Source organism: Leifsonia sp. SIMBA_070 (genome assembly GCF_046534635.1).
GTDB lineage: Bacteria > Actinomycetota > Actinomycetes > Actinomycetales > Microbacteriaceae > Leifsonia.
Window position 1 is genome coordinate 1 of the sequence record NZ_JAWRYK010000865.1, and the last position, 240, is coordinate 240.

Annotated in this window: 1 protein-coding gene; it reads left to right on the plus strand. The window is 63.8% G+C overall.

Annotation, left to right across the window (positions count from 1 at the left end; translation table 11 throughout):
- Positions 1-240 (plus strand): hypothetical protein (locus SB754_RS22690; protein WP_410784524.1); only part of this gene is annotated, 240 nt, incomplete at both ends.

The following is a 240-nucleotide window of genomic DNA, read 5'->3' on the forward strand; positions in this document are numbered from 1 at the left end:
GTGCGATCATGCTCCTGACACTGAACATCGTCCCGGTGGCCTCGGTCGAAAGAGCTTGGGACGCAGTCTTGATGGCGACGTTGCTGTCGTTGTTCACCTCCGTGGTCGGCGGCGCCATCGCATCACGGTCGAATACCGCGTACCGGCTGATGCAGGTGCGCAGGCAGCGACTGCGCCGCACTCATGCGCCGGTTTCGGGTGAACCCGGACTGCTGTGTATCCAGATCGACGGCCTCGGGC